Origin of the sequence: Mycobacterium sp. 050272, from assembly GCF_039023525.1 — a bacterium.
In the GTDB taxonomy this organism is placed as follows: domain Bacteria; phylum Actinomycetota; class Actinomycetes; order Mycobacteriales; family Mycobacteriaceae; genus Mycobacterium.
Window position 1 is genome coordinate 63,745 of the sequence record NZ_JBCHKV010000018.1, and the last position, 17,965, is coordinate 81,709.

Consider the following 17,965-nt stretch of genomic DNA (forward strand, 5'->3'; position numbering starts at 1 on the left):
TCAGCGCGCGGCGACCGGGGGTTTCGGCGCCGCGGCATCGCCGTCTTCCCACAGCAGCAGCTGACGAACCGCCGGGCGCGAACCGTAGGGCTGCAGCATGGTGCTGGCCGGACGCGGACGCACCACTTGCGGCCACCAGAACCAGCGTCCGAGAAGCCTTGCGATAGAGGGCGTCATGAATGACCGCACAATCAGCGTGTCGAACAACAAGCCCAGACCAATCGTCGTCCCGATCTGACCGAGCACCTGGAAGCCACTGAAAACAAACGCACACATCGTGACGGCGAAAACGATGCCGGCCGAGGTGACCACCGAGCCGGAGCCGGCCATCGCGCGGATGATGCCGGTGTTGAGACCGGCATGGATTTCTTCCTTGAACCGGGAGATCAACAGCAGGTTGTAGTCCGAACCGACCGCCAGCAGCAAAATCACCGCCAGTGCGAGCACGACCCAATACAACTCGATACCAAACATGTACTGCCACACCAGAACCGACAGCCCGAACGAAGCGCCCAGGGATAGCGCGACAGTGCCGACGATGACGAGCGCGGCGATCAGGCTGCGCGTGATGATCATCATGATCAGCAGGATGAGGCTCAACGCGGCGAATGCCACGATCATCAGGTCGTACTTGGCGCCCTCTTGGATGTCCTTGTACGTCGCGGCGGTGCCGCCGAGATAGATCCCCGCGTTAGCCATCGGCGTGCCCTTCAGGGCCTCGTGCGCGGCCTTCGCGATTGGGTCGATGTGCGAAATACCTTCGGTGGTAGCGGGATCGCCGTCATGTGTGACGATCATGCGCGCGGCCTTACCGTCGGGCGAGAGGAACAGTTTGAGCCCGCGTTTGAAGTCGGGGTTGTCGAACACCTCTGGTGGCAGATAGAAAGTGTCGTCGTTCTTGGCCTGGTCGAAGGCCTCACCCAACTTTGTCGAGTTTTCCAGCGCGAGCGCGTTCTGCGCGTAGATGCCGGACAGCGTGGCGTAATTCGCCAGGGTCAGATCGCGATTGGTCTCCTGGCTTTGAATCTGGGGCGGTATCAACGCCACCAGCTTCGGTTGCAGCGCATCGAGCTTGTCCAGGGAAGCCGTGAGGTTCTCGAACTTCTCGGTGAGCTGGTCAATGCCGTCGAGCGCATCGAACAAAGACCGGAACGCATAGCAGGCGGGAATGTCGTAACAGTGTTTCTCCCAATAGAAATAGCTGCGAATCGGCCGGAAGAAGTCGTCGAAATTCGCGATCTTGTCGCGCAGGTCTTTGATCGTGGCGAGGGTGTCGCGGAAGCTTTCGGTTTCGTCGTGGGTGGTGCCGGCCAACTGCTGTTGCAGGACGAACTGCTGTCGCAATATGTCGATCGTCTTCGATAGTTCGTTGGCTTGCTTGAGGGCGTCGTCGGCCCGATCTCGTTGATAGGTCAGGTTTTGCTGTTGGGCAGCACTGGAATTGCTGACCACGAACGCGAGCGAGCTGTGAACCAGCGGGGTTCCCAACGGCCGGGTGATGGTCTGCACCTGGGCGACCCCGGGAACGTGGAACACGGCCTTGGCCACCTTGTCCAGGATCAGCATGCTGGCCGGGTTGCGCATGTCGTGATCCGATTCGACCATCAGCAGTTCGGGCTCCAGCCGCGCCCGCGAGAAGTGCTTCTCGGCGGCGGTGTAACCGATATTCGCCGGAGCGTCGGCGGGCATGTAGGGACGGGTGTCGTAGCTGGTCTTGTATCCGGGCAGGGCGATCAGGCCCACCAGCGCCAGCGCGCTCGCGGCGGCGAGAACGGCGCCCGGCCAGCGGACGATGGCAGTGCCGATCCGGCGCCAACCGCGCGTTTGTATTGCCCGCTTCGGGTCGAAGATGCCGGCCTTGGCCCCCAGGGTGAGAATCGCCGGGCCCAGCGTCAGCGCGGCCGCCAGCGCCACCAGGATACCCAATGCCGCTGGGATTCCCAGGCTTTGGAAGTACGGCAGCCGGGTGAAGCTCAGACAAGCCACCGCGCCGGCCACCGTCAGTCCGGATCCCAACACGACGTGAGTGGTGCCGTGATACATCGTGTAAAAAGCCGTTTCGCGGTCCTCACCGTTCCCGCGCGCTTCTTGGTAACGGCCCGCGAAAAATATCGCGTAGTCCGTCCCGGCAGCGATCACCAACAGCGTCAGGATATTTGTCGCGTAGGTCGACAGGCCGATGATTCCCTCGTTGCCGAGGAAGGCGACAAGGCCTCGGGCAGCTGACATTTCGATCAGGACCGTGGCGAGAACCAGCAGCGTGGTCAGTACCGAGCGGTAAACGAAGAACAACATCAGAGCGATCACCCCGACGGTGATCGTGGTGACCTTCGCGGTACCCCTGCTGCCCACGTCGAACTGATCGGAGATCAGCGGCGCCGCGCCGGTCACATAGGTCTTGACCCCCGGCGGCGGTTTCATGTGGTCGATGATGTCGCGCAGCGCACCGACGCCCTCGTTGGCCAATGCCGAGCCTTGATTGCCGGCGAGGTTGACCTGAACGTAAGCAGCCTTGCCATCACTGCTTTGCGATCCCGCCGCGGTCAAGGTGTCGCCCCAGTAGTCCTGAACGTGCTCGACGTGCTTGCGGTCCTGCTCGAGCTTGCGGATCATCTCGTCGTAGAAGCGGTGGGCGTCCGCGCCGAGCGGTTTGTCGCCTTCCAACACGATCATCGCCGAGCTGTCGGTGTCGAACTCATGGAACGCCTGGCCGATCCGCTTAATTGCCTTGAGCGACGGGGCATCCGGAGAGTTCAGCGCGACATTGTGGGTCTTGCCCACCTCTTCGAGCTGCGGCACCGCAATGTTCGTGATGGCGGCCAGCGCCACCCAGAAAAGCAGGATCGGCAGCGCGAGCCGGCGGATGTTGCGCGCCACGTAGGGTCGCGTCTGCTGTTGGTTGGTTTGGTTGCTCATCCCGACTTATCCAGACAGAAGGTGTAGGCGTCGACCTTGTTGACGGTGCGTTCGTCCTTGACTTGACCATTGACGGTGATGCGGCAACCGAGGGTGTCTCCGTTGCCTTGCGCCACGACGTTGGCCACGACCGCGGGCTCCGTCGTGGTGATCGTGAACGACCAGGGCAGCGGCGCGTTCTTGACTTGCTGCGGCTGGGCGTTGACGTCCAGGTAGTTGATCGTCGCCGTCGCCCCCGGTGCACCGAAGACCTCGAGCACCACCGACTTGGGGTTGAACGAGACGATCTCGTTGGACAGGCCGCTGTTGGCCGAGGTCTTGTAGTTCGAGCCGAAGATTCCGTGCAGGCGGTAGATGCCGAATCCAGCGACGGCGACGACGAGTATCGCGACCAACACTATCCAGCCCTGCCGAAGCAGGTTGGACATTGAAATCGCCTTCACCCTCGGCCTTTCGATGGTCGGGCGTTCTCGATCACTCTATGACTACGACCGTTGCCCCGCACCGGCGCGAACGGACGGACTTCACAGTACGGTACTGGACCGTACTCTACAAGAGACGCGCCCGTACACATTCTTCAACGGCGTGGGTAGCTGGCTGCCGCGTTACCCGACGTTGCGGGTCAAACCCGGCATCAAGAACTGGTCGACCAGAAGCTGCACCGTCTGGCGAGTAGGTTGCCGGTCGGGAATGATGGACCGGAAAATGAGATAGCCGGGTAGCAGGTCCCAAAGTTCGTCAACAAAGGCATCTTTGGCGATCTCGCCGCGATCGACGGCGCGCTGCATGACGTGCTTGATCAGGGCCTTGCGCTGCTTGAGGAATTGATCCTGCAGGGCCTCGTTGAGCGCCGGATGGCGCGATACCTCGACCATCACCGCGCGGATGGTGCTGGCGTGCTGACGTCCGTGCTCGCCGCACACCTCGCCGAGACTGATCAAATCGTCGCGCAGGCTACCGGTATTCGGCGCGACCGCGACCTGGCGGACACCTTCGATGAAGGCAGCCAGCACCAGTTCGGCCTTCGAGGGCCAGCGCCGGTACACCGTGGCCTTGCTGGCGTGGGCAGCACTGGCGACCGCGTCGATCGTCAATTGGTCGTAGCCGTGTTCTTGCAGTAGCTGCAAGGTCACCGCCAACAGTTCGGCCTCGCGCGGAGACCACGGCGATGGCTCCGTGTACTGATCGGCCGTCTGGGTCATAGCGCCCACCATAGAGCCGGAACACCGGTACGGACCAGTACTGCGCTGTTAATCGGCTATGTTGTCGGCCGCCGGCCCGTCGGTCAGCAGCCGGCGGAAGCCGTCCTCGTCGAGGATGGGCACACCCAGCTCGACCGCTTTGTCGTACTTCGACCCCGGCGAATCGCCGGCCACGAGATAGGCGGTGTTCTTCGACACCGAACCCGCGGCCTTGCCGCCACGGGACACGATGGCCTCCTTGGCCTCGTCGCGGGAGAACCCGCTCAGCGACCCGGTGACCACGATGCTCAGCCCCGCCAGCGTGCGCGGGGTGCTCGCGTCGCGCTCGTCGGCCATCCGCACGCCGGCCGCCTGCCACTTCTCGACGATCGCGCGGTGCCAGTCGACGGTGAACCATTCGGTGACCGCGGCGGCGATGGTCGGGCCGACGCCCTCGACCGCGGCCAGCTCGTCGGTCGACGCCGAGGTGATCGCCTCCAGGCTGCCGAATTCGGTCGCCAGCGCGCGCGCCGCGGTCGGGCCGACGTGCCGGATCGACAGCGCCACCAGCACTCGCCACAGCGGCTGCGCCTTGGCCTTGTCGAGGTTGGCCAGCAGCCGCTTGCCGTTGGCCGACAGCGTGCCGGCCTTGGTGGTGAACAATTCGGTGCGCAACAGGTCACTCTCGGTGAGGGTGAACAGGTCGCCCTCGTCGACGATCACTTCGGCCGCCAGCAACGCGATGGCCGCCTCGTAACCCAGCCCCTCGATGTCGAAGGCGCCGCGACCGGCGACGTGAAATACCCTCTCCCGCAACTGCGCTGGGCAGGATCGAGAGTTGGGGCAGCGGATGTCGGCGTCACCCTCTTTGGCCGGGGCCAGCAGGGTGGCGCATTCGGGACAGTGTGTGGGCATCACGAATTCGCGTTCGGTGCCGTCGCGCAGATCGGCGACCGGGCCGAGCACTTCGGGAATCACGTCGCCGGCCTTGCGGATCACCACGGTGTCGCCGATCAGCACGCCCTTGCGTTTGACCTCGGCGGCGTTGTGCAGGGTGGCCATCTCGACCGTCGAACCCGCGACCTTGACGGGCACCATGACCGCGAACGGTGTGACGCGTCCTGTCCGCCCGACGTTGACCCGGATATCCAGCAGCTTGGTCTGCACCTCTTGCGGCGGGTACTTGTACGCGATCGCCCAGCGCGGCGCTCGCGAGGTCGACCCCAGCCTGCGCTGCAGTGCGAAGTCGTCGATTTTGACGACGACACCGTCGATTTCGTGATCGACGTCGTGGCGGTGCTCTCCCCAGTAGGCGATGCGTTCCAGCGCACCACCGGCGCCGGGGACCCGGGCGGTGTGGCCGGAGACGGGCAGCCCCCAGGAGCCCAGCGCCAGGTAGGCGTCGTGCAGACTGGCCGGCCGAAATCCCTCGGCATGTCCGACGCCGTGGCAGATCATCCGCAGCTTGCGGCGAGCGGTCACCGCGGGATCCTTCTGCCGCAGCGAGCCCGCGGCGCTGTTGCGCGGGTTGGCGAACGGGACCTTGCCGTCTTCGACCAGGGCGGCGTTGAGCGCCTCGAAGTCGGCGACCCGGAAGAACACCTCGCCGCGGACCTCGAGGACGTCCGGGATCGGGTAGTCGTCGGTGGGCGTCAGCCGTTCCGGGACATCCTCGATGGTGCGCGCGTTGTTGGTGACGTCCTCGCCGGTGCGGCCGTCACCGCGGGTGGCCGCGCGGACCAGGCGGCCACCGCGGTACACCAGAGCCAGTGCGACGCCGTCGATCTTGAGCTCACAGAGGAACGGCACGTCATGGCCGACCTCGGCGTGGATGCGGCTGGCCCACACGTCGAATTCCTCGGTGCTGAACACGTTGTCCAGCGACAGCATCCGTTCCAGATGCTCGGCCGAGGTGAAATCGGTGGCAAATCCCGCGCCGCCGACCAGCTGCGTCGGCGAATCGGGAGTGCGCAGCTCGGGGTACTGCTCCTCGAGAGCGCCCAGCCGCCGCAACATGTCGTCGAAATCGGCGTCGGAAATGACCGGCGCATCGCGCACGTAGTAGCGAAACTGGTGCTCGCGCACCTCGTCGGCCAATTCACGCCATTGACGCCGAACCTCGGGCGCCACAGGGTCAGCTTCTGGCGAACTCACCTTGGCAGGCTATCGAAGGGTGGGGACAGTGCCCGCCGCTGACGCCCGGTCGCGCCTGCTGCCGTACCAGCCAAGCGGGTCGCCGCCTAGATGGCATCGGGGTCCTCGGCGAACGCCTCGGCGGCCTTGCGGGCCAGCTCGATCGCGGTGCGTGCCCACTGTGGCGTGGCGTTGGCCAGCCCACATGCCGGGGTGACGCCGATGCGCCCGCGCAGCGCCGAGCGGCCGAATCCGAGCCGATCGGTCACCGCGACGAGGGCCGCGGCCACCTCCTCGGCAGCGGGCCGGCGTTGCGGAGCAGTGGCGGCGACCACGCCCAGCATCACGGCGCGACCCGATTCGACGAACGCCGCGATCCCGTCCAGGTCCGCGGGCCGCAGCGTTGCGGCGTCGATCGATATTGCGCTAATCGCACTGCGCGCCAACAGATCCCACGGTAATTCGGCCGCGCAACTGTGCAGCACCACCTCGGCGCCCACCGTCTGCACGCAGCTGTCGAGCAGGCCTTGAGCCACCGACTCGTCGAGCGCGGCAACCGGACTCAGCGCGGTGACCCCGCTCAGCTGCCCACCCAGCGCCGCGGGCAGCGACGGCTCGTCGAGTTGCACGACCACCGGCGTATCGAGGCGGCGCGACAGCGCGCCACGATGGTCGGCAACGCCTTCGGCCAGCGACGCCGTCAGGTCGCGCACCGCGCCCGGGTCGGTGATGGCCCGGTGGCCGTTGGACAGCTCCAGCCCGGCGGCCAACGTGATCGGGCCCGGCGCTTGCACCTTGACCACCCGTCCGCCACCACGCAGGCCCGCCGTCTCCCAGGCTTCCTCGAGGGCGTCCATGTCCTCATCGAGGAGGCTGACGGCGCGGCGGGTCACCGCACCGGGCCGTCCGGCGATGCGGTAACCACGCGGCACGGTGTCGATCGCCACATCGACGAGCAGCGCGCCGGCTCGCCCCAGTAGGTCGGCGCCCACTCCCCTGGCGGGCAGCTCCACCAGGTGGGCCATCGCGGCCGCCAACTCACCGACGACGACCTCCGTCGACGGCCGTATCGCGGTGCCGGGCCATGAACCCACGCCGCTGGCCGTCGCGAACGGAGATGCGAAAACACTCACCCGGCAACCGTATTCGACGTCGCATCACGGCCGGGCGGCCAGGGGTGTGTTGTGGTCGGCCAGCACGGCTAGGCTCGAGGGTTTAGAGGGGTGCAAAACGGTGTGGCGCAAGGCAAGATTCGGGTGGCCGCTGCTGATGTGTGGCGCGGTGGTGCTGAGTGCGGCGTGCACCCGGGTGGTGGATGGCGTGGCATTGCCGGGGTTTACCGGCGGCGCCAAGGGCATCAATGGGGTCAATGTCGACACGATCCTGCTGGACCAGGCGCGGATGCAGGCGATCACGGGCGCCGGCGAACACCTGTCGATCATTCCGTCGATGGACGGACGCACCCCGGTCGACATCGACACGCTCGCCAACACCACGCCGCGCGCCTGCCGGTTCCTGTTCGCCGAGACCGCGACGTTCGGGCCCGACATCGAGGAGTTCCACAAGACCACGTTCCAGGATCCGCCCGACGGCGCCCTGATCTCTGAGGGCGCCGCCGCCTATCGCGATGGCGCGACCGCCCAGCAAGCTTTCACCGCTCTGGTGTCGACGGTCACCGACTGCGCGAATGGCTCGGCCGGCGAAGTGTTCGTCGGCGACTGGAAATCCGATGCCACCTCGCTGCACCTGGGTCCGGGCGGCTGCGGCCGCGACTACCGGGTGCAGTCGGTGGCATTGGTGGAAGTCACCTTCTGCGGCTTCCCGCAGTCGGTCTCCGACATCGTGATGACGAACATCGTCGCCAACTTTCCGCGGTAGATTTCTCTAAACTGCTTATACGCCAATGGTTTTCACCAGTGCGCCGTGGTCTCCAAGGCGAAGTTCTGGTGGCCGCACTGGATCCACATCGCGACATGCAGGGCCGTGACAGCCGCGGAGACGGCCAGAGCGGTGATCGCCAGCGCGAAGCCTTGCTCTTCACGGCGCCTGACCTGCCAGATGCCGGCAAGAGCGAGAACGCTACTCAGGATCGGGCTGCCGTACATGCCCATAATGCTGAGCACGAAAGCCGCAACGGCAAGGCCGTTGGTCTGTACTGCCTGCGCCTGCGCGGTGATGTGGTTGTCGTTCATCGTCATTCGTTCCTTCCCCGCTCATGCGTCGATCAATTACGAGACGAATGCTCTCCGCAAGCTCTTGGAGAATCCTTGGAAGCCGCAGCGAAGGCCGCTGAGCAGGGCAATCAGCGCGAGGTGCCGGCGATGGTGGCGCTGCCGAGCACCTCGTCGCCGGCCGAATCCGGGCGATAGAGCACGACGGTCTGACCGCGCGCCACCCCGCGCAGCGGGACGCGTAACCGCACGCAGAGCTCGTCGCCGACCAATTCGGCCACCGCACTCGCGGTTTCGCCGTGGGCCCGCACTTGCACGGCACACTCGATCGGCCCCGCCGGTGCGGCTCCGGCGGTGAAGACCGGGTCCCGTCCCGTCAGCGCATGCACTTCGAGATCGGCGGCACTGCCCACCTGCACCGTCGCGGTGTCGGCGTCGATTGCCGTCACGTAGCGCGGCAGGCCGTCCGGCCCCGGGCCGGCAATGCCCAAGCCCTTGCGCTGGCCGATCGTGAAACCGTGCACGCCGTCGTGATTGGCCAGCACAGCGCCGTCGGAACCGACGACGTTGCCGCGTCGCACGGCGATCCGCTCCCCCAGAAACGCCCGGGTGTCCCCGGACGGGATGAAGCAGATGTCATGGCTGTCCGGCTTGTCGGCGACGGCCAGGCCGCGACGAGCCGCCTCCGCCCGGATCTGCGGCTTGGGAGTATCCCCGATCGGAAAAGCGGCGTGGCGCAACTGCTCTGCGGTCAGCACCGCCAGCACGTAGGACTGATCCTTGTCGTGGTCGACGGCGCGTCGCAGCCGGCCCTGCGACAAGCGCGCGTAATGGCCGGTGACGACCGTATCGAAACCCAGGGCCAGGGCACGCGACGACAGTGCGGCGAACTTGATGCGCTGGTTGCAGCGCACACACGGGTTGGGCGTCTCGCCACGCGCGTAGGACGACACAAAGTCGTCGATCACGTCTTCGGCGAACTTCTCCGCGAAATCCCAAACATAGAAAGGGATTCCCAGTACATCGGCCACACGGCGCGCATCCGAAGCGTCTTCTTTCGAGCAGCAACCCCGCGAGCCGGTGCGCAGCGTACCGGGCGCCGACGACAGCGCGAGGTGCACGCCGACCACGTCGTGTCCGGCATCGACCATCCGAGCCGCGGCGACCGACGAATCGACGCCGCCGCTCATTGCGGCAAGAACTTTCACCCCGACGCCCCCGCAGCGGCCAGCGCCGCGCGCCTGGCCCGATCCACCGCGGCCGGCAGTACCCGCAGCACCTCGTCGACGTCGTCATCGACACTGGTGTGGCCCAGCGACAGCCGCAGCGATCCCCGCGCGGTCGCGGCGTCGGCACCCATCGCGATCAGCACGTGCGAGGCCTGCGGGACTCCGGCCGTGCATGCAGAACCGGTCGAGCATTCGATTCCGTTGGCATCCAACAACATCAACAGAGCGTCGCCTTCACAGCCACGAAAAGTGAAGTGGGCATTGCCGGGAAGTCTCGAATCACGGGATCCGTTGAAGCGGACGTCGTCGATCTCGGCCAACACACCCTCGACCAGCCGATCGCGCAGTGCGCGCAGCCGTGCGGTGTTGGCCTCGAGGCCGTCCACGGCGAGCCGCATCGCGGCGGCCATTCCGACGGCACCGGCGACATCCGGAGTGCCGGAACGGATGTCGCGCTCCTGTCCGCCGCCGTGCAGCAGTGGCGCACAGGCCACGTCTCGACGCAACAGCAGCGCACCGACCGCCTGCGGGCCCCCGAACTTGTGCGCGGCGACGCTCATCGCCGACAGCCCGCTCGCGGCGAAGTCGACGGGCAGCTGCCCAACAGCCTGCACGGCATCGCTGTGCATCGGAACGCCGAATTCGGCTGCGACGGCTGCGAGTTCGGCGATGGGCATGATGGTGCCGACCTCGTTGTTGGCCCACATCACCGAGACCAGCGCGACGTCGTCCTGACTCTCCAGCAGCTCCCGCAGCGCGGCAGCCGACACCGAGCCGTCGGCGGCCGTGGGCAGCCAACTCACCTGCGCGCCCTCATGCTCGATGAGCCAGTCGACCGAATCCAGCACCGCGTGGTGTTCCACCTGGCTGGTGATGATGCGCAGCTGACGCGGATCGGCTTCGCGGCGGGCACGGTAGATGCCCTTGACGGCCAGGTTGTCGCTCTCGGTGCCGCCCGCGGTGAAAATCACCTCGGACGGCCGCGCGCCCAATTTGTCCGCGATCAGCTCGCGGGACTCCTCGATGCGGCGCCGGGCCGTGCGACCGCTGGTGTGCAGCGACGAGGCGTTGCCGACCATGCCGAACACGGCCGTCATCGCCTCGATGACAGCGGGGTGCATCGGGGTGGTGGCAGCGTGATCGAGGTAGACCATGACGCGCCCCAGGATACCGGGCCGCCCAGTTCCCCTAAGCGGCCAGCACGTGGCCTCGATCCGAGCGTTGACCGGGGCGCCGCCCCACGCCGACGCCCACCGCCGACTGGCAGCGGCGGGCCAGCCCCCGCCGATCGGTGCCCGGCAGCTGCAGAGACTCCACATGGACGTGCGCCAGCGTGCGGCGCTGGGTGATCAGCCGGCCCATCGCCGCCGCCAGGGTGTCGTCCCCGACGAAGGCCGGAGCGGTCGAAATCAGGCCGTCGACGTGGTGATATGTCAACCGCAGCGGCTGGACCGGGCGGCCGGCGTCGATCGCGGCCTGGAACATCGCCGGGTAGAACGAGCCGCAGGCCACCCCGCACCACGTGGTGCCCTCGGGAAAGGCCACCACGGTCTCACCGCCGCGCAGCCGGTCTGCGACGGTTTCCACCACGGCGGGCAACCGCCGCAAGCTGGACCGTTCGATCGGAATGATCTTCAGCAGCCGCTGCGCGAGCTCACCGAACATGTCAGCGCGGGCGACGTACCAGCCGGGCAGCACCGCACCGATGGCGAAGACGTCCAGCCAGGACATGTGCGGACCTACCACCAGGACGCCACGCAGGTTTCGGATCGGAGCACCCGACACGCTGATCCGGACGCCGAAAACGCGCAGCACCATCCGGCAGTAGAACTGTCGCACCCGCATCTGCCCCCGCCAGGGCACCAGCGCCATCGGCGCCCCCATCAGCAGCAACACCACCAGCATGACGCGAAGCGTCACCCGCAGCACCACGACCAACCGCGACGAGGCGGGGCCGACCCCTACACAGCTGCTGTCGCACGTCGCGCGCGGCAGCCAGGCATGGTCGGTGGTGACTGCGGGAGCGTTCATCGGTCGCCGCCCGCCATCTCCGAAGCCGCCGATACCGACCGCAGTCGTCGCAGATATCGGGTATCGGCCTGGCGTTTGTCCAGCAGCACGCAGAAATCGCCGACTCCGAAGTCGGGGTCGAGCGCCGGCTCGCCGCAGGATTTGGCGCCCAGCCGCAGATAGCCGCGCATCAGCGCCGGAACCGAGGGCCGCGGCGGCGGCGCGATCTCGTCGAGGGACTTGCCGTCCACGACGACCGGTCGGTGCGGGTACACCCGGTACTCCGGCGGCGCCGCGTGCCGACTCCGCACGAAGTCGCGCACCCCCCGAAGCTGGCTGCCCGGCGCGTCCTGCCCCGTTTCGGAGTCCGCTTCGCTGCCGATCGGCACCGACACACACCCGATCACGTAGTCGTAGCCATAGCGGTCCAGGTAGGCCAAAATGCCCGCCCACATCAACAGCACGACGCCGCCATTGCGGTGCCCGTCACGCACCACCGCCCGGCCCATCTCCACCAGCGACGGCCGCAGCGGGTCGAGCGCGCCGAGATCGAATTCCGTCGCCGTGTACAGGCCCCCGGCCGCGATCGCACCCGCCGGCGCCAGCATCCGGTAACACCCCACCAGCTCGCCGGTGTCGTCGTCACGCACCAGCAGGTGATCACAGAATTCGTCGAAGCGGTCCACGTCCCGGTCCCCCGCACCCGATTCCGGCAGCGCGAAACCAGGTGTGCTGGTGAATACGTCGTACCGAAGCCGCTGCGCCGCCTCGACCAAACTGGGGTCGGTGGACAGCAACAGCGAGTAACGCGGCCCAGACGAGCTGGTCGCAGCTCCGTCCGGCGTATCACTCGGTATCAGGACAGAAGCAATGCTCATGGGAAACAACGTGGCGTAATCGAGGAGCGAATCGGCATCGGCGCTATGACGTGTTGGTGCACGCAAGATGACGAAATGTGTGCCGACGGTGAAGTGTGGCGTACGTAACGCTGACGCTCACCGTACGCAATGCGCCCGAGATAGCGCCAACACAATCCCGCACCAGGTGGATCTAACGGCGTATTCGCAAGAGCGGCAACGCAATAAACACTCGCACGTTGGTCGCTATTAACGTGCTCGCCAATTTAGAGCGAATCGGATACCGGAGTGCAACGCGCCATGTTTGATGTAGGCGTGCTGCAGACCTCCAAGCTGAATATCCAAGCGCGGGCACAAGAAGATAGCCGACTGGCCAGCCTGCGTTACTACGCCGCGTGCAACCGATTGCCGTTCTTCAGGAGCGTCGAATCCGCTCCCGGTCCGACGTCCGTCGTCGAAGGAAAGACTCGAATTATGTTCGGGTCGAACAATTCTCTGGGCTTGTGCGGCGATCGGCGATTGGTCGAGGCGGCCAATCGGGCGACCGAACTGTATGGGCCGGCCTGTGGGGGCGCGCCTCCGCACTGCGGCACGCTGCGGGTCAAGGTCGAGCTCGAAGAATTGTTGGCCGATTGGTACGGCACCGAAGCGGCGCTGGTCTTCAACAGCGGCTACTTGGCCAATGTCGGTGCCATCACTGCCCTATTGGGCGCGGCCGATCTCGCGTTCCCCGATAGCGAGGCCCACATGTCGCTGCACGACGGCATCCGGCTCTCGGGCGCCAGCTCCCGATACTTCGCACACAACGACCTGGATTCGCTGGAACGCAACCTGATCCGCACCGCCGAGCGCGGGGGCACCAAGTTGATCGTGATCGACGGCCTCTACTCGATGCAGGGCGACGTGGCGCCGATGGAAAGCATTGTCGCGCTGGCCAACAAATACAACGTCGCCCTCTACGTCGACGAGGCGCACAGCCTCGGCGTCTTCGGGCCCAACCGAACCGGGATCGCCGAAGAATACGGTTGCGCCAAGGACGTCGACGTGTTGATGGGCAGTATGTCGAAAGCGATCGCGTCCACCGGTGGTTTCATCGTCGGCTCGCGGGACCTGATCGATGTGCTCCGATTGCGTTCCAGCCAGCACATGTTCACCGCCACCGGGGCGCCGGCGGCGATGGCGGCCAGCATCGCCGGGATTGACATCATTCGCAGCCCGGAGGGATCTCAGCGCGCCGAGGCGGTTCTGGCCAACGCACGCGCCCTGCGCGACGGCCTGATGTCCCACGGCTTGCAGGTACGGGCGGGAATCGTTCGTGCTGACGGCTCCCACGTCGTGGCCCCGCATGTATCGGTGTGGCTCGGTGCAGAAGCGCGCGCGATCGCGGCCTGGAATGACGCATTCGACAACGGTGTCTTCTGCTCGCTGGCGGTCGCACCCGCGGTCGGTGAGAACGACGCCCTGATGCGCTGCTGCGTTTCCGCCACACACTCGCCGGCGCAGATCGACCGTGCCGTTGACGTGATCGCCTCGGCTGTGCTCAATGCCGATGAAGATTAACAGACGATTCTTCAATGTTGTTGGCGCGCAGCTATTTACGAATTCTTCAGTGAGGACAGCGCACGGCTATGAGTAGATTTACTGACCGCATCGCGAAGGTGGCCGCGGATTCCACGTTGGGCCTTCGCTTTGGCACCGCGGGCAATCTGCATTTCGCGAGCTGGCATGACATCAATCAGTCGGCGGGCAAGGTCGCGGGCCGGCTGGCCGCCGAGGGAGTCACGCGCGGGGCCAGGGTGGGTGTGCTGGCCGCCAACGCCGAAGACGTCGCACCCGTCGTCCAGGGCATCTGGAAGCTGGGTGCGGCGATGACGATGCTGCAGCAACCCACGTCGCAGGCCGACCTCAGCGAGTGGCACGAGGGAACCCTGCGCGCGCTGAGCCTGCTCGACGCGCACTGCGTGCTGGTGGGGCGACCGTTCGTCGCGGTCGCGGACGCCCTGCGGGCCTCGGGATACCGGGTCATCGAGGTGCCCGACACGTGGGCCGGGGCCGACGCGGTCGAGGAACCCACCGGCGAGGACGACGTCGCCATCTACCAGCTCACCTCGGGATCGACCGGGGATCCCAAGGCCGTGGCGATCACTCACGGCAACCTGTATGCCGACATCGCCGCCATGGTGGCCGAAGTCCGCATCGACGCGTGCGTGGACGTCACGATGAGCTGGCTTCCGCTCTCGCATGACATGGGCCTGATCGCCTATCTGCTCTCGCCGATGTTCGCCGGCAACGCGGCGGTTTACATACCGCCCACGGAGTTCGTGAAGTCACCGCTGGCCTGGCTGCAAATCCTCACCGAGCAGCGGGCCACCGTCACCGCGGCACCCAACTTCGCCTATTCGATCGTCAGCCGCAGGCTGCGGGCGGTCAGCGACGGCGCCTACGACCTGAGCGCGCTGCGCTGCGTGGTCTCCGGTGCCGAACCCATCGACCCGGGCACGATGTACGAGTTCGCCCAGCAGGCCGCGCGGTTCGGGATGCGGGTTTCGGCGATCGGCGCGGCCTACGGTCTGGCCGAAGCGACGGTCGCGGTGTCGTTCTCCCGGGTGGATCGGCCGCTGGCGGTCGAGAACGTGTGCGCCGACGAACTGGAAACCCACGGCCGCGCGGTCACCGGCTGCGTCTGCGGGTCGCCCAAGAAGGAATTCGTCCTGCTGGGTCGTCCGATGTCCGGGGTTGAGGTCCGCATCGCCGACGAGGACCGGGGCACCCGGCCGGCGCGGCACATGGGCGAGGTCGCCATCCGGGGCGACGCGGTGACGCGGCACTACCTGACGGCGCAAGGAGAGGTGGCCGCCGTCGATGCGTACGGCTGGTTCTACACCGGCGACCTCGGCTACCTCACCGAGGACGGCGAGATCGTGGTGTGCGGGCGCCGGAAGAACGTCATCATCGTCGCCGGCCGCAACATCTTCCCTTCCGACATCGAGCGACTGGCCGCCTCGGTCGACGGCATCCGGCGCGGTGGAGTCGTCGCGTTCGGCGTCACGCTCGCCGATCAGCGCGAGGAGATCCGGATCGTCGCCGAGACGGTCCAGGAGGATCCGGGCGAAGCCGCACACGAGATCCGTCGCCAAATCGGCCGAAAAGTCCGCAGCGCAACGGGATTGAGCCCGACGGTGCTGCTGGTCGGCAAGGGCAAGGTTCCGAAGACACCGTCGGGCAAGATCCGCCACGTCGCGGCCAAAGAGATGTTCGGAGCGGTCTTAGGAGAGGTCAGAGCACTGTGAGTAGCGTCAATGATTCCGTCGTGTCGATCGTCACCCGGCTGGCGCCGGACCGGATGGCTCCGGTCACCGGCGACTCGCATCTCGTCGACGACCTGGGCTACGACTCGCCCCGCAAGATGGAACTGGTAGCAACCCTGGAAAGTCACCTCAAGATGCGGCTCAAAGACCCGCAGAGGCCGCTCGACACCGTGGGCGAAGTCGTCGACTGGGTCAACGCCAACATCGGCGACCAAGCGGTAGCCGGCTAGGCGACGCATCGGTGGTCCGGCAACGCAAACGCCCCCGACGCGACGTGGGCGCGGGGGCGTTTGCGTTGAGCGGAGATCAGCCCTTGCGGGTCTTGACCGCGTCGGTCAGTTGCGGCGCGACCTTGAACAGGTCGCCCACCACGCCGTAGTCGGCGATCTCGAAGATCGGCGCCTCTTCGTCCTTGTTGACCGCGACGATCGTCTTGGAGGTCTGCATGCCCGCGCGGTGCTGGATGGCGCCCGAGATGCCCAGCGCGATGTACAGCTGCGGCGACACCGTCTTACCGGTCTGGCCCACCTGGAACTGGCCCGGGTAGTAGCCGGAGTCGACGGCGGCACGCGACGCGCCGACGGCCGCGCCCAGCGAGTCGGCCAGCTTCTCGACAACCTCGAAGTTCTCCGCACTGCCGACACCGCGGCCGCCCGAGACCACGATGGTGGCCTCGGTCAGCTCCGGGCGGTCGCCGGCGACGGCGGGCTCACGCGAGGTGACCTTGGTGGCGTTCTCGGCGGGCGCCGGGACCTCGACCTTGACCTCTTCGCCGGCACCGGCCTGCGGCTCCGCGTCGACGGCACCGGCACGGACGGTGATGATCGGGGTGTCGCCGTTGGCCTGCGCCTCGACGGTGAACGCGCCACCGAAGATGGAGTAGGTCGCCTTATTGCCTTCCTTGACCTCGACCACGTCGACCAGCAGGCCGGACCCGAGCCGGGCCGCGAGCCGGCCGGCGATCTCCTTGCCGTCGGCGTTGGCGGCCAGCAAAACCGCTGCCGGAGAAGCGGATTCGACCAGCGAGGCCAGCACGTCGACGACCGGGGTGATCAGATACTTGTCCACGTCGTCGGACTCGGCGACGTAGATTTTGGCGGCGCCGGCCTCCTTGAGCCCGTCGGCCAGCGGCGCGGCGGTGCCCGGGGCGCCGACGACGACGGCGGACGGCTCGCCCAGCGCGCGGGCGGCGGTGATCAATTCGGCGGTGACTTTCTTGACCGCACCTTCGGCGTGCTCAACGAGCACCAGAACTTCAGCCATGGGTTATCTCGCTCTTCTCGTGTCTTGGGTGGGTGCTCGTCTTAGATGATCTTCTGGCCGACCAGGTACTTGGCGATGTCGTTGCCGCCCTCGCCCTCGTCGGTGACCTTCTCACCCGCGGTCTTGGGGGGCTTCGGCGTCGAGGACAGCACGGTGGACCCGGCGTTGGCCAGCCCGACCTCGTCGCTCTCGACGCCGATCTCGGCCAGGGTCAGCACCGTGACCTCTTTCTTCTTGGCGGCCATGATGCCCTTGAAGGACGGGAAGCGCGGTTCGTTGATCTTCTCGGTGACGCTGACCACCGCGGGCAGCGTGGCTTCCAGCGTGAAGACGCCGTCGTCGGTCTCGCGCTCTCCGGTGACCTTGTCGCCCTCGATGGACAGCTTGCGCAGGTGGGTCAGCTGCGGCAGGCCCAGGTACTCGGCGATGACCGCCGGCACCGCGCCGCCCGTGCCGTCGGTGGCCTCGTTACCGGCGATGACCAGCTCAGTGCCCTCGATGGTGCCCAGCGCGCGCGCCAGTGCCCATCCGGTCTGAATGACGTCCGATCCGTGCAGGCCGTCGTCCTTGAGGTGCACGGCCTTGTCGGCACCCATGGACAGCGCCTTGCGGATCGCCTCGGTGGCGCGCTCGGGTCCGGCGGTCAGCACCGTCACCGAACCCTCACCGCCCTCACGCTCGCGAATCTGCAGGGCCTCTTCGACGGCGCGCTCGTTGATCTCGTCCAGCACGGCGTCGGCGGCCTCTCGATCCAGCGTGAAATCGCCGTCGCTCAGCTTGCGCTCCGACCAGGTGTCAGGGACCTGCTTGATCAGGACCACGATGTTCGTCATGAGTGTGGTTCGTCCTCCTCGAAGGAGTCCCGCGGCAGTCAGCAACGAGACTTTTCAGTACGTG

Annotated in this window: 16 protein-coding genes; 4 read left to right on the top strand and 12 right to left on the bottom strand. The window is 66.6% G+C overall.

Annotation, left to right across the window (positions count from 1 at the left end):
- From AAHS21_RS26255 to AAHS21_RS26275, 5 genes are all read right to left on the bottom strand, one after another.
- Complete coding sequence (locus tag AAHS21_RS26255; protein WP_342930451.1) at positions 1–2,916, bottom strand: MMPL family transporter; 2,916 nt, start codon at positions 2,914–2,916, stop codon at positions 1–3.
- Positions 2,913–3,344 carry an MmpS family transport accessory protein gene (locus AAHS21_RS26260; RefSeq protein WP_342930452.1) on the bottom strand — a complete coding sequence of 144 codons (432 nt, stop codon included), beginning with the start codon at positions 3,342–3,344 and terminating at the stop codon, positions 2,913–2,915. Before AAHS21_RS26260 ends, AAHS21_RS26255 begins: the two co-directional genes overlap by 4 nt.
- 177 nt (positions 3,345–3,521) lie before the next feature.
- Positions 3,522–4,130: a TetR/AcrR family transcriptional regulator gene (locus AAHS21_RS26265; RefSeq protein WP_342930453.1), complete on the bottom strand. Its 609-nt coding sequence runs from the start codon at positions 4,128–4,130 to the stop codon at positions 3,522–3,524.
- Positions 4,131–4,166: 36 nt separating this feature from the next.
- Positions 4,167–6,251, bottom strand: a complete 2,085-nt coding sequence (gene ligA / locus AAHS21_RS26270) for an NAD-dependent DNA ligase LigA (RefSeq protein WP_342930454.1) — start codon at positions 6,249–6,251, stop codon at positions 4,167–4,169.
- Between the two features lie 86 nt (positions 6,252–6,337).
- Positions 6,338–7,363, bottom strand: coding sequence for a methionine synthase (locus AAHS21_RS26275; protein WP_342930455.1), 1,026 nt, complete (start codon positions 7,361–7,363; stop codon positions 6,338–6,340).
- Positions 7,364–7,499: 136 nt separating this feature from the next.
- Between AAHS21_RS26275 and AAHS21_RS26280 the strand changes: the two genes are divergently transcribed.
- On the top strand, positions 7,500–8,108 hold the full coding sequence (locus AAHS21_RS26280; RefSeq protein WP_342930509.1) for a sensor domain-containing protein: 609 nt from the start codon (positions 7,500–7,502) through the stop codon (positions 8,106–8,108).
- A 32-nt stretch (positions 8,109–8,140) separates the two neighbouring features.
- Here the strand turns inward: AAHS21_RS26280 and AAHS21_RS26285 are convergent, their stop codons facing one another.
- From AAHS21_RS26285 to AAHS21_RS26305, 5 genes are all read right to left on the bottom strand, one after another.
- Positions 8,141–8,428 carry a DUF4190 domain-containing protein gene (locus tag AAHS21_RS26285; RefSeq protein ID WP_342930456.1) on the bottom strand — a complete coding sequence of 96 codons (288 nt, stop codon included), beginning with the start codon at positions 8,426–8,428 and terminating at the stop codon, positions 8,141–8,143.
- 104 nt (positions 8,429–8,532) lie between these two features.
- Positions 8,533–9,609 carry a tRNA 2-thiouridine(34) synthase MnmA gene (gene mnmA, locus AAHS21_RS26290; RefSeq protein WP_342930457.1) on the bottom strand — a complete coding sequence of 359 codons (1,077 nt, stop codon included), beginning with the start codon at positions 9,607–9,609 and terminating at the stop codon, positions 8,533–8,535.
- Entirely contained in the window at positions 9,606–10,784 is a 1,179-nt protein-coding gene (locus AAHS21_RS26295) for a cysteine desulfurase family protein (protein ID WP_342930458.1), read from the bottom strand. The genes mnmA and AAHS21_RS26295 overlap by 4 nt, the downstream gene beginning before the upstream one ends.
- 34 nt (positions 10,785–10,818) lie before the next feature.
- The gene (locus AAHS21_RS26300) at positions 10,819–11,661 is read right to left on the bottom strand and encodes a lysophospholipid acyltransferase family protein (RefSeq protein WP_342930459.1); all 843 of its coding nucleotides are present in this window, start codon (positions 11,659–11,661) and stop codon (positions 10,819–10,821) included.
- On the bottom strand, positions 11,658–12,518 hold the full coding sequence (locus AAHS21_RS26305; protein WP_342930460.1) for a GNAT family N-acyltransferase: 861 nt from the start codon (positions 12,516–12,518) through the stop codon (positions 11,658–11,660). Before AAHS21_RS26305 ends, AAHS21_RS26300 begins: the two co-directional genes overlap by 4 nt.
- 279 nt (positions 12,519–12,797) lie before the next feature.
- On the opposite strand from AAHS21_RS26305, the gene AAHS21_RS26310 reads away from it, so the two are divergent.
- From AAHS21_RS26310 to AAHS21_RS26320, 3 genes are all read left to right on the top strand, one after another.
- Complete coding sequence (locus tag AAHS21_RS26310) at positions 12,798–14,057, top strand: aminotransferase class I/II-fold pyridoxal phosphate-dependent enzyme (protein ID WP_342930461.1); 1,260 nt, start codon at positions 12,798–12,800, stop codon at positions 14,055–14,057.
- 68 nt (positions 14,058–14,125) lie between these two features.
- A complete protein-coding gene (locus tag AAHS21_RS26315) occupies positions 14,126–15,787 on the top strand; it encodes a fatty acyl-AMP ligase (protein WP_342930462.1) in 1,662 nt (553 codons plus the stop codon).
- A complete protein-coding gene (locus AAHS21_RS26320; RefSeq protein ID WP_342930463.1) occupies positions 15,784–16,035 on the top strand; it encodes an acyl carrier protein in 252 nt (83 codons plus the stop codon). Before AAHS21_RS26315 ends, AAHS21_RS26320 begins: the two co-directional genes overlap by 4 nt.
- A 76-nt stretch (positions 16,036–16,111) precedes the next feature.
- Here AAHS21_RS26320 and AAHS21_RS26325 read toward each other — a convergent pair whose 3' ends face one another.
- Both AAHS21_RS26325 and AAHS21_RS26330 read right to left on the bottom strand, forming a co-directional pair.
- Complete coding sequence (locus AAHS21_RS26325) at positions 16,112–17,068, bottom strand: electron transfer flavoprotein subunit alpha/FixB family protein (protein WP_342930464.1); 957 nt, start codon at positions 17,066–17,068, stop codon at positions 16,112–16,114.
- Between the two features lie 41 nt (positions 17,069–17,109).
- Positions 17,110–17,901: an electron transfer flavoprotein subunit beta/FixA family protein gene (locus AAHS21_RS26330; RefSeq protein ID WP_096285892.1), complete on the bottom strand. Its 792-nt coding sequence runs from the start codon at positions 17,899–17,901 to the stop codon at positions 17,110–17,112.
- Positions 17,902–17,965 lie beyond the last annotated feature (64 nt).